Origin of the sequence: Halomonas sp. OfavH-34-E (assembly GCF_024124525.1) — a bacterium.
GTDB classification, from domain to species: domain Bacteria; phylum Pseudomonadota; class Gammaproteobacteria; order Pseudomonadales; family Halomonadaceae; genus Halomonas; species Halomonas litopenaei.
Genome location: NZ_JAMXRY010000039.1, coordinates 37145 through 50630, shown reverse-complemented (window position 1 = coordinate 50630; position 13486 = coordinate 37145). Strand labels below are relative to the sequence as shown.

The 13486-nt window shown below is 58.4% G+C and carries 2 protein-coding genes; both read left to right on the top strand.

The window, feature by feature from the left end:
* Positions 1 to 114 precede the first annotated feature (114 nt).
* Positions 115 to 6612, top strand: a complete 6498-nt coding sequence (locus tag NH448_RS16365) for a VCBS domain-containing protein (protein WP_253029031.1) — start codon at positions 115 to 117, stop codon at positions 6610 to 6612.
* A gap of 498 nt (positions 6613 to 7110) precedes the next feature.
* Entirely contained in the window at positions 7111 to 13455 is a 6345-nt protein-coding gene (locus tag NH448_RS16360) for a retention module-containing protein (RefSeq protein WP_157032926.1), read from the top strand.
* Positions 13456 to 13486: the final 31 nt, after the last annotated feature.

The following is a 13486-nucleotide window of genomic DNA, read 5'->3' as shown; positions in this document are numbered from 1 at the left end:
GTGCAGGAAGCAGGACTGGATGGCGGTGCAGGTCAGTCCCCGGGCAGTAACGCCGCCAGCAACAGCGAGACCACCGACGGCCAGTTCAAGAGCAGCACCGGCAACGATGACCTGGTGCGCTACGAGGTGAAGGACAAGGACGGCGACTGGGTCCCGATCAATACCGATGGCACCACGGTCACCGGCGATTACGGCAGCCTGACGGTGAACACCGACGGCAACTGGTCGTACACCCTGACAAGCAGCGCGAGTCAGGACGACAAGGACAAAACGGGTCTGGACGATAGCGTGCCCGAGACCTTCGGCGTGCGGGTGGTGGACAGCGATGGCGATACCTCCGACCCGGCCAATCTCACTATCGACATCGGTGACGATGGCCCGAGTGCGGTGGCCGACACCACCAGCACCGATAAAGGTACGTCGAAATCCTACAACGTGCTGAATAATGATGACGGCACCAGCGACACCCAGGGTGCCGATGGCGCGATCCTGACCGAGGCCAGGGTGCAGGGCGGGGCCAGTGTGGGTTCAGTGAGCTTCACCAGCGACGGCAACGTCACCTTCACCCCGGCGGCGGGCTTCGAAGGCAAGGCGGTCATCGACTACATCCTCACCGACGGCGACGGTGACACCGCGTCCTCGACGCTGACCGTGACGGTGGAGCCCGACACCACGCCAACCACACCGTCGACCGACACCGATCCGACCACCCAGAGCCCCGTGGCGATCGTCGATGAGGATGGTTTGTCCGGTGGCAACAAGGGGGGTACTGGCGATGTGGACGGACAGTTCACTGTCGCCACCGGAGATCTGGGTTACCGCTTTGGTGACGATGGTGCGGCCAGCACCAAGGCTTTCCAATGGAATCTGAAGGATCTGCCCGAGCTCTATACAGCAGACGGGCGCAAGGTCGCGTTCTCACTTGTCGACGGTGGACATACCGTGGCCGGCAGCGTAGCCGGCGCCAGCGGCGCCGAGTCAGTCATCACCATAAAGCTGACAGATGAGGCCGCCGGCGATTACCAGGTGACGCTGCATCAGGCGCTCGAGCACGCCGAGCGCGAAGACGAGAATGATGTGTCATTTGACGTCGGCTATACCATCACCGATGGCGATGGTAGCAAGGCGATTGGCAAGTTGACGGTAGTGATCGATGACGATACGCCGGTGGCCTTCGATACCGTCGATGGCGTGTTGTCTTCAGGCACCGTTGGCGATATCAACTTCGCAGATGCAGCGGGAGCCGACGGTATCGGCGCCGTGCAGTTTTCCTCGGCGTTGGATGGCAGCGCTGTGCTGAGCCTGAACGGCGCGACCCTGGTGACCTCAAATGGCGAACGTCTCACCTACCAGCTGAACGATGGAGGAAAGACGCTTGAGGCGACGACTGCCGGTGGCGACGTGGCCTTCGAAATAGCTCTGGCGGCGGATGGCTCCAGCTACGAGGTGAATGTCCTTGATGATGCCATCATGACGCTGGCGGACTCAGGCCAGGCTATCAGCGATGGCAGAACAGAAGTCTTCTATGAAGGGCACAATACCTCTACTCAAGGCCATCGGTTTGTGGCGTTTGACGGTAGCGATGGCGGCCCCGATGTGGTGGTGTCCGCCTGGTCTTTCAATTTTCCGGGCGAGTCCTGGTTAAGAACGGATGGCGGCACCCAATTGGCACCAGGCGGTGACGACAGGACCACGTACAACGAAGTGGCACGTTTCGACTTCGTCGATAATCTGAGCTTTTCCGACGAGGAGCCTAGTTGGGAGCAACACCGGGGCGTTACTCGTTTTGAACAGGTAGTCGACCTCGCCAACCTGGATGGGCGGACAACACCCGCATCGTTCAAGGTAACCGCCATTGCCTTGGCGCCTGACGACGACAACACCAGCGGTCATCCGCACGAGGTCAGCGGCGATGTGCTTGCCCTGGACCCTGATGAGCTTCGTTTTCTGGATGGCGCCGGAAACGACATTACCGCGTCCGTGACGATCGTGGAGAATTCTGATGGAACTCTTTCGGTGTCTGGGGTTCCCGATGGCGCTCGACTCGTCCTCGAGACCGAGAGTGCGTTCGAGGCGATCGAAATCCGCGCCACGAATACCAATACGCGAGTCGGTTTTACCCTGGGGGATTTCGAGTACACCTGGCTGAACGGGACCTTCGATGCTGACGACGCTTTGTCCCTGGCGCTGCAGGGAACCGACGGGGATGGTGACACCGCCGAGGGGACTCTGGAGCTTACGCTGCCGGGCAGGGCTCAGTTGGCCGGACTCGACCCTTTCGCTTCCGAACTGGTCGTCAGCGAGGCCAACCTGGCCGATGGTAGTCAGCGCAATAGCAGCGAACTGACACGCGCCGGCAGCTTCGATGTCGATACGCCGGATGGACTCGAGACGCTGAGCATCGGAGGTCGAAGCCTGACGCTTGCCGACCTGCAAGCCTTGTCCGGCGATCCCGTCGCCCTGGATACCCCGTACGGCACTCTGACCTTGACGGGATACAGCGGTGATGCGAGCGGAGGTACGCTCAGCTACGAGTATCTGCTGGAGCGTAAGGTCGACAACGACAGTCAGAGCGGGGCCACGGATACGGAATTCGCGGATACCTTCGCTGTTGAGGTGGTTGATGTCCGGGGCAATACGGCGTCTGGCGAACTGGATGTCGCCATCATCGATGATACTCCCTCTGATTTTGTGGCAGACACCGGGCTCCTGGTGACGGGCTCCAGCGGCCATATCAACTTCGAAGAGGCCGGCGCAGACGGTCTTCGCGATATCGGCTTCGACGCCTCGCTCAATGGACAGCGAGTGTTTGATCAGGATGGTAACGCGCTTTTCCTGGTGACTCGGCCGCTATTCTGGAAGTTGAGTGCCGACGGCTCGACCCTGCAAGCGGTCGGTGGTGACACAGTGGCCTTTGAGGTGGGCCTGTCCGGCGATGGGTCACAGTATGATGTCACCAGCTTCGAGCGCATCAACGCTGGCCAGGTACAATCTGGTTTCGTTCAACGGGATGCCAAGACCTTCGGGGGAGGAAACAGCGCTCGTACCTTTACCAACTCCGCTGATGACGATGCCCCGGTCGTGTTGTTTACCGGCTATAACACCAATGCCAACAGTGCGATTGGCGCGAATTTCAACAGTGCCAGTAGTGCGGATCGGCTCTTTGTTGGCGGGTTCAACCGCAATGATGCGGGAACGCAGAAGACCGGTGCCAACGAGGTGATGCGCTTCGATTTTGTCGATTCAGCCGCCTATGGCGGCCAAGGCCTGTCCTGGGGGGAGCATCAAGAGGTCGTTCGCTTCAGCTACGGTATCAACCCCGGCGCGGCCGGCGGTCCTTTCAGTCAGGCAACCTCTTCCCATATCTTGCAGGCTATCGTCTATGACGGTGATGGGGGCGGTTCAGGGATACCCTTCGAGCAGCAAGGCAGGGTGCTTGCGCTTTCGCCAGACGATGTGAGATTGCCGTCGGGTGGCAACGTGACGGTGCTGGCTGACGGTAGTCTGAGGATCAGTGGCGTCCCCAGTGGCGGATACGTGCATCTAAACACCGATGAGCCGTTCGAGGCCATCAACTTGTATGGCGTCAGCAATGCCAGTGCCTTCTATCTGACGCGCACGTCGAACTCGGCCTTGACCGAGGCCGGCAGCATCGACATCGCCCTGAGTGCGACCGACAACGACGGGGATGCCGCCAGCGGCACGCTGACGCTGGAAAACAGGGAGGCATCCATCCCGTCCACGCCGGAAAGCGATGGCGATCCGAGCAGCCTGAACCCGACGGCCACCCTCGACGAGGATGGCCTGGCCGGTGGCAACGCTGGCGGCAGCGGCGATGTGGCGGGTGAGGACACGGTCACGACCGGTAAACTGGGCTACAGCTTTGGCAACGATGGCGCTGCGGCGAGCGGGGCCTTTACCTGGAACGTCGCGAGCCTGCCGGGCGATCTGAAGACGGCAGATGGTCGAGCGGTAAGTTTCCAGTTGAGCAGCGATGGCCACACCCTGACCGGCACGGCGAGCGATGGCAGTGGCGGCAGCGAAGACGTGATCACCATCGCCTTGACCGATCAGAGCAGTGGAGCCTATCAGGTGACGCTGCACCAGGCGCTCGCTCATGCGGCCGGCAACGACGAAAACGATCTGGTGTTCGATGCCACCTATACCATCGTCGACGCCGATGGCAGCCAGGCCGATGGTGCCCTGTCAGTGGTCATCGATGACGATGCCCCGGTGGCGACGAGCGACACCAACGCCATCATCGAGAACATGGCGCCGGTCTCCGGCAACGTGATCGGTGGTCCGGGGGCATCCAGCGGTGATCAGGCCGATGCCCCCGGTGCTGACGGGGCCAGCGTCACCGCCGTCAGCGTGGGTTCTACCACGGTGTCCTCGTTGAATGCCGACGGCAAGCTGGTGATCAAGGGGCAGTACGGCACCCTGACCCTCGACGCCCAGGGCGGCTATAGCTACGCGCTTGATAGTGACAATGCCGAGGTCGCGGCGCTCGACAAGGGCCAGACCGTCGATGAGAGCTTTACCTATACGCTGACCGATGGGGACGGCGATGCCAGTGACGCCAGCCTGACCATTACCGTGACCGCCACCGACAACGACGCCCTGGTGGTTGGAACCAACAGCGACGATACCGTCCAGGGTGGTGGTGGCAATGACGTCCTGATCGGCGACACCGGTGGCAAGTACACCGTGGTGGAGCCGGCGCAGAACTATAACCTGTCCTTTATCCTGGATACGTCGGGCAGCATGACAGCCGAGCTTGACGATACCGGAAAGACACGGTTTGAGGTGGCGGTTGAGGCTCTTAAAGCCAAGATCGACGAGTTAGCCACATTTGAAGGTATCATTAATGTGCAGATCCTTGGTTTTTCCGACACAGTAAGTGAAGACGACAAGGCCGAATTTTTGGCACTGTCTCCTGCCGACCTGGGAGACGTCCACGCGTTTCTAGATGGCCTGACTGCCAAGGGGGAAACCAACTACCAAGCGGCCTTCGAAGCTTCTGGTGAATGGGTGAAGGGCAAGAGCGATAATGGCTTTAATAATGTTGCTTATTTCTTGAGCGATGGAAGCCCGAATCAGAATAGTGCAGTAAATTCTTCGAACAGTGAAATCAATGAGGCTGATATTGCCGAAGGTCTGAAGGCGTACGCGAAGCTTGCCGAGATTAGTCAAGTCGAGGCTATTGGTATCGGTGACGGTGTGACAAGTCAGCTGCTCAGGCTGTTTGACAATACCTCGGAGGATGGGCTGCAGTTGGTCCCTCTTCCTTACGCCGAGGGAAAATTGGTCGGCGCCAAGGAGTTTCTGGCGACCTTTGATAAAGATGATCAAAGTGTTCTGGGGCAACTGGATAAGTGGACGCTAAACGACCCCGATGGTACGGGGGTCCTCACGATTGACAGGAACAATGGGAATTCGCTGCGTATCGACGATAGGGGAACTGACAACAGTGTCTCCGCGACCAGCGCAGCCTTCACTATCCCGGAGCCAACCGAGGGCAACCAGTTTTACAGTCTGAGCTTCTCTTACCACACACAGATTCCGACGACGGCGAGCGACGATCGATTCGACAACATTAGCTGGCGGCTGGAGAAGCAGGCGGAAGAGGGCGAGTGGGACCTCGTGGCAAACGGCAACGATAGAAGTTCTACCGGTGGAACCGAGCAGGTCATCGCCAATAGCTTGAAGGGTGGCACTTACAGGTTGGTATTTGTTGTAGAGAACGTCGCGAGCGCGCAATACGTACTCGAAGTAGATGACATTACTCAGAGTCTCTACAGCTATGCCGACGATGAACTGGTGCCAGCCGGTGAAGAAGTCATCGTCAATTCCGCCGAGGAGTTCGAGACCGCGCTCGATGGTGGCTCGTCTTCCGATGTGCCGCAGGAGGTGGGTAACGACCATCTGATCGGGGGCGCTGGGGACGACATCCTGTTCGGCGATCAGATCGAACCCGCAGGCGTCGGTGGTGAGGCCGGTAGTGGCTACGACGGTCTGGTCGACTATCTGACCCGCCAGAACGGTGCGGAGCCGACCCAGGAAGAGACGCTCGACTTCATCAAGGCCAACTACGACAAGTTGATCGATAAGACCCGTGCCGATGGCGGCCAGGACATTCTGGAAGGCGGCCAGGGCGACGATCAATTGTTTGCCAGCGCCAACGATGACATCTTGATTGGCGGCGCCGGTGACGACTTCCTGCTGGGTGGACTGGGGTCCGACACCTTCAAATGGAATCTGGGAGACGCCGGCAGTGCCACCGACCCGGCCCTCGACGTGGTCAGTGATTTCCACGTCGAGGACCAGACACAGAGCATGGATCCGAATGCCGACAAGCTGTCCCTGGAGGATCTGCTCAACGACTTTGACTCCTCGAGCACTGACCCTGACCAGTCGGCGTTGGATAGTTTTGTCTTCGCCCAAGAGGAAGACGGTGGCACCGTGCTCTACATCAAGAGCGATGGCGGGCTCGATGATCAGCACAGCAACGCCGATCAGAAGATCACCCTGAGCGGTGTCAGCATGGACGGTCAGTCGTCGGAGGCCTTCCTGACGATGCTGCGTAATTACGGGCAGCTCGACGTGGAGTAGGCCTGGGTCATCATGACCAGAGTTGCCATAAGAGAGAGCCGGGCCACCTTTGGGTGGCCCGGCATTTTCTTGTTCTTGGATTGCGAACAGGATGTCAAAAGGAAACTTTTATTTCTGCTCGATTCCTTTTTTCTTCGTTCTTTGCCCCTTTTCCTTTCGCCTTTAATTGCCTATTAAAGATTCGCCTTTCCTGTATGTTCTCCAGCCGGCGGTCTCTTGCAACGGAGTATCTAGTGACACGCTGTTCTAGATCGGGCACAACAGAAAGGAATGTCCTACAAAATCTGCAATAACAAGCATATCCGTTTACAGCGGAGAGCAGAAAATACCGCAACTGCAAAGAAAAAAGGAAAAATCAGGGCGATACATTTCGATGTCTAATGTCCTATTGTCCATTGGTACACTGTGTATCCTCCTGTTACATGGATAGCATTATTCGTATTAGTTTGTGATTATATTATTACTTTTATATGCGAATATTGCGAGGTCCATGTGCCTGTGACAAACGTCGTCGTCACTTCTCTGCAAGGTAAGGCCTGGGCTAAACGCCCGGATGGTGAAGTTATCGCTCTGGAAGAAGGAGATAGCCTGAACGCCGGCGATATCATTGTCACTGCCGAGGATTCGCGTGTGGCTCTTCAGTTCGATGATGGTAGACCCGCGGCCCTCCTCGTAGGAGCCCAACAGGTTTCGTTGCCCGAAGAGCAGGGACAGGGCGATGCAAGCTCCGTCGACTTTTTGGGCCGGGAGGATGTTTCGAAACTGTTGGAATTGATCGCTGAGGGTTCCACCGACATTCTCGAAGCGCTCGAGGAGCCCAGTGCGGGTGGTGGGGAGGGGGTAAGCCATGATGGGTTTGACTTTGTACGTTTGATGAGAATTACCGAAACCTCTGGCTCACAGTCCTATTCCTTCGGTGATCCTTTCATTGTCGAATCGGCTGGGCACGGGGAGGTGGGTAGTATAGCTGATGACATGGATGATAGCGATGCCGACTCGGGCGCTCCGTCAATAGAGTTTGAAGACGGTGATGGAGGGGCAACTGCCGGGTTCCACAGTGCCGTCGAGGGCAGTCAGGCGTTTGTGGCCGGCCGTTTTACTGTGTCTGCGCCGGCTGGAGTCGCATCGATCAGTGTTGGTAGGCGAGACATCGCAGGTACTTCCGACGAGAGTCCACTGGTGCTTGAAGGGGAGCACGGTACGTTAACCATTACCGGTTTTAATCCGGAAAGCGGAATCGTTACCTACCAGTACACCGAGAATGGACTGGCTGCCAACCACGCGGCTGGTGACGGTAGCGTGTTTGATCGTTTTGACATCGTGGTGACCGATTCTACCGGTGAAACTGTCAGCGAGAGTCTGGACATCAATATCATCGATACCGCCCCCGACGCCAACGATGACAGCGCGGCACTGGGTGAAGAGGCGGTGACGGCCATCAGCGGTAATGTGCTCGACAATGACAGCGCCGGCGCCGACAGCATGACCTTTGATGGTTTCACCGGCAACGCCTCCGCCAGCTATGGCAGCTTCATCCACAATGACGACGGTAGCTGGAGCTACCGCGTGGATCCTGACAACGCCGACGTTCAGGCGTTGAAGGACAACCAGACGCTGAAAGAAACCTTCAGCTACACCCTCACCGATGCCGACGGTGATACCAGCAGCGCGACGCTGACGATCACCATCAACGGCAGCGACGACGACGTGCCGACGATCGAGATTCCCGACGGCAACGAGCCGGGCGGCAACGAGCCTGATGGCAACGAGCCGGACGGCAGTGATCCGAACGGTCCAGAGGTGGTGGCCGGCGATCACAGCGTGGTGGAAGGTAGCGGAGCCACGGTCACTGGCAGCATGACGGTGGCGGCAGATGCCGGCATCAAGCAGGTGAGCCTGACCGACCAGAGCGGCAAGACTGTCGATATCACTGGGGCGAGCACTGGTCCGGGGGCACCCAAGAGCGTTGTGGTGGAAGGCAAGCACGGCAGCGTCACGGTGACCGACTACGATGCGGCTAGCGGCAAGATCACCTACTCCTACACCGAGAATGGCGAGAGGGCTGATCACAGCGATGACGCCACGGTGCTGGACAGCTTTGCGCTGACGGTGACCGACAACGAGGGCGATAGCACGAGCGCCAACCTGGAGATCAACATCCTCGATACCTCACCAGCGGCGGTCGCCGACACCACCGAGACGGCGGAAAACACGGCGAAAACCTACAACGTGTTGACCAATAATGACGGCACAAGCGACACCAAGGGCGATGATGGCGCAATCCTGACCAAGGCCTCGGTCCGGGGTGGGGAAGGCGTCGGTACGGTGGCCATCGCGTCCAACGGTGAGATCACCTTTACTCCGGCAGGGGCCTTCGAAGGCGACGCCGTGATCGACTACACCATCACCGATGGTGACGGAGACAAGTCGTCTTCGACATTGACGGTGAAGGTGGCGCAAGACTCCACGCCCAGCGTTCCCGGAGATGGCGACAACCCGACTACCCAGAGCCCGAAGGCGACCGTCGACGAAGACGGACTGGCCGGTGGCAACGCCGGGGGTAGTGGTGATGTGGCAGGAGAGGCCACCGTCGTGAAAGGCGAGCTGGGCTACCGCTTTGGCGACGATGGCGCCGCCGACAGCAACGCCTTCCAGTGGAACCTGGCTGGTCTGCCCGACGACCTCAAGACGGTGGACGGTCGTGAGGTGAGCTTTGAACGAAGCACCGATGGGCACACGCTCACCGGAACGGTGACCGATAGCAACTCCGAAAAAGAACCGGTGATCACCATCACCATGGCCGATGAGGCCGAGGGCAAGTACAAGGTGACGCTGCACCAGGCGCTTGAGCATGCGGCAGGCGATGACGAGAACGACCTGACGTTTGACATCGGCTACACCGTGAAGGATGCCGATGGCAGCGAGGTCCAGGGCAAGCTGTCGGTGCTGATCGATGATGACAGCCCGGTGGCAGTCGACGACAGCGTGACCCAGAGCGCCGCTCAGGAAAACCAGCCGGTGACGGTCAAGGTGCTGGCCAACGACGCCGTGGGTGCTGATGGAGGGAGGCTGACGAACGCCACCGAAGTGGTGGCGGACGGTGCGTCTTCCAAGGGCAGCGTCAGTATCGACAAGAACACCGGTGAGGTGACCTTTACCCCGAATGCCGGCGCCGAGGGCCCGGTGGAGATTCGTTATACCCTTACCGATGGTGATGGGGACACCAGCGTGGGGACCCTGAGCGTGACCCTGGCGCAAGACTCCACGCCCAGCGTTCCCGGAGATGGCGACAACCCGACTACCCAGAGCCCGACGGCGACGGTCGACGAAGACGGGCTTTCCGGTGGCAACGCCGGGGGTAGTGGTGATGTGGCAGGAGAGGCCACCGTCGTGAAAGGCGAGCTGGGCTACCGCCTTGGCGACGATGGCGCCGCCGATAGCAACGCCTTCCAGTGGAACCTGGCTGGTCTGCCCGACGACCTCAAGACAGCGGACGGTCGTGAGGTGAGCTTTGAGCGCAGCCCTGATGGGCACACGCTCACCGGGACGGTGACCGATAGCAACTCCGAAAAAGAACCTGTGATCACCATCACCCTGGACGATGAGGCCACGGGCGATTACACCGTAACGTTGCACCAGGCGCTGGAGCATGCGGCGGGCGATGACGAGAACGACCTGACGTTTGACATCGGCTACACCGTGACCGATGCCGATGGCAGCGAGGTCCAGGGCAAGCTGTCGGTGCAGATTGACGATGATTCGCCTGTTGTCTGGGAGGCGGAGCAAGCGCAGTTAAAATCTGGCCAGACGGGTGAGGTTCGCTTCGAGGCGGGTGCCGATGACATTGGTAAAGTGACATTCAGCGACGTAATGAACGGTACCGAGGTCACGAGTGTCAATGGCGGGACGCTGCTCACGTCGAACGGCGAGGTTCTGACTTACCAATTGAGTGACGACGGCAAGACGTTGGAGGCGAAGGCCGCGAGTGGCGGCGTGGCCTTCAAGGTGAGCCTGTCGGCGGATGGCTCTACCTACGAGGTAGAGGTCATCGATGAGGGGGTCAGGGCATTTGATGATGCCAGCAAGGAAATCAGTGAAGGCAGCAAGCACGTAGTGCGTGAGTATGGCACCGATGGGTCCGGGTCGGGCCATCGTTTTATCGCCTTTGATGGTGCCGATGGAGCAGCCGATGTCGTGGCGTCCGCCTGGACCTATAGAGGACCCTGGGCCTCCTGGTTGCGAACTGATGGGGATACGCAACTAGCCGCGGGTCACGACGACCTGACGGGACTAGACGAAGCTGTGCGCCTGGATTTCGTTGATAACCTGCGTTTTTCTGACACCGCACCAAGCTGGGATAACCACCGAGGCATTACGCACTTCAGCCAGTTTATCAATGCGGAAAACGGGACGTTGACGGATGTCGGGATCAAAGCGATTGCCTCGGCTCCAGATGGTACCGATACCAGTGGCCATCCGGTTGCCGTCAGCGGCCACGTGCTGGAACTTGCGAAAAGTGATGTTCGCCTCGTGAATGGTGCCGGCAAGGATATCACCTCGTTGGTGACGATTGAGGAAAACGCCGATGGCACCCTCAATGTGAGAAACATTCCCGCCGATGCCCAGCTGGTGCTTACAACCGGCGAGGCCTTTGAAGCGATCGAGTTTCGTGGCTTGGACGGCACAAGGCCATTTTCGGTCGGCGACTTCGCCTATTCCGAGGCGGAGAAAGATCCTGCGCTGTCCTTGTCACTGGCCGGAACGGATGGTGACGGCGATACTGCCGATGGCTCCCTGACCCTGTCACTGCCGGATGATGACCAGTTACTCGTCGGAGGCGGTGGCGATGACAGCATCACCGGTGGGAGTGGTAATGATGTGGTTCTAGGTGACGCTGGCGGGAAGCATTCCGTGCTTGAACCTGCCAAGGACTACAACCTTTCCTTTATTGTTGATGTTTCGCCGAGTATGGGCGCCGTGTTGGAAAACGGCAATTCACGCTTCAAGGTGGCGATCGAGGCGATACGTGCCAAGCTTACCGAACTTGCCGATTTTGAGGGGACAATCCATGTCCAGATCGTGGCGTTCGGCGGGAAGTATTCGCCTTCGATCGCATTCAATGATTTCTCACCTGAAGATATGGGTGACGTCAATGAATTTCTGGATAGTAGAGCGATTATTTCTGGCACCAATTTCGAGCAAGCCTTTGTTACCGCTACTGAGTGGGTGACGGATGTTAGTCGGAGCGGTTTCAATAACGTTGCCTACTTTATGACGGATGGTCAGCCTAATTCTCACAATTACAACGGTCAAATTGGTGTCAGTGATGCGGGGAATATTACCACCTATAAGGATGTGACCAATGCGCTTGAAGGATACAAACCTCTGGCCGCCATCAGTCGGGTGGAGGCGATCGGGATAGGTGATGATGTAGGTCGCGATTTTCTGAAGATTTTCGACAACACGGCAGATGGTGAGTTGGAGATGGTGCCGATTCCTCTGGAATCCGGGGCTTCGGTAGGCAGTACGGAAATGCTTGCCACTTTTGACACGGGTGACACGGGAAGACTCGCTTCCATCGATAATTGGTCGGTGGAGACAACCAATGGCCACATAGCCATTGATAGAACCCCGGTCGGCACCTATCTGCGAGTTCGAGACAGTGGCACTGGCGATGGCAGTACTGTCGCCACCAGTGATGCTATCGTCCTGGAAGAACCTGCTGGTGCCAATCGGTTTTATACCTTGTCATTTGACTACGTGACCGACACCCCCAACGATTTCGAAAAGGAAGGGAATCCAAGCGACAGATTCTCTTGGTCACTGGAAATGCAAAATGAGGAGGGCGGCTGGGATGTTGTCGCCACCTCGCTGCCAATATTGCCGTCGGGCAATATCAATAGTAGTTCGACTCAGATTATGGCAAATGGGTTGAAAGGAGGAACATACAGGCTGCAGTTCGAAGTAGAGAACGCTGCAGGGAACTTCTTCTCACTGCTTATTCATGACATCTCACTCGATCTTTACAGCTACACGGACGACCAGCTTGTACCGGCTGGTGAGGTGGCCATCGTCAATTCTGCCGAGGAGTTTGCAACGGCGCTGGACGGAGGGTCGTCCTTCGATCAGCCGGCGGACCTTGGCGGTGACAGCCTGGATGGTGGCGCGGGTGATGACGTGCTGTTTGGTGATCAGATCGACCCTGCGGGTGTCGGTGGTGAGGCCGGTAGTGGCTACGCCGGGCTGGTCGATTACCTGACCACTCAGAACAGCGGGACAGAGCCGACCCAGAAAGAGATATTGGCCTTTATCAAGGACAACTATGAAGCCCTGTCGGGTGACAGCAGTAACGACGGTGGTCAGGATCGCATCGATGGTGGAAAAGGCAACGATCAGCTCTTCGCGGGCAGCGGGGACGACGTGCTGATTGGCGGTGCTGGCGATGATCTTCTGCTTGGTGGGCTCGGTTCCGACACCTTCCAGTGGAGTCTGGGTGATGTCGGTAGTACGACGGACCCCGCCCACGATACGGTCAGTGATTTCCACGTCAAGGATGCGGCTCTGAGCATGGACCCAGAGGCCGATAAGCTGGCATTGGGGGATCTGCTCAACGACTTTGACTCCACGAGTACTGATCCCGATCAGTCGGCGCTGGACAGCTTTATCTTTGCCCAGGAGGAGAACGGAGACACCGTGCTCTACATCAAGAGCGATGGCGGGCTCGACGTCCAGCACAGCAACGCCGACCAGAAGATTACCCTGGACGGTGTCAGCATGGAGGGTCAGTCGTCGGAGGCCTTCCTGACGATGCTGCGCAATAACGGGCAGCTCGACGTGGAATAGTTTAGTGCCGTCACCACCTGGGTTGGGGTTT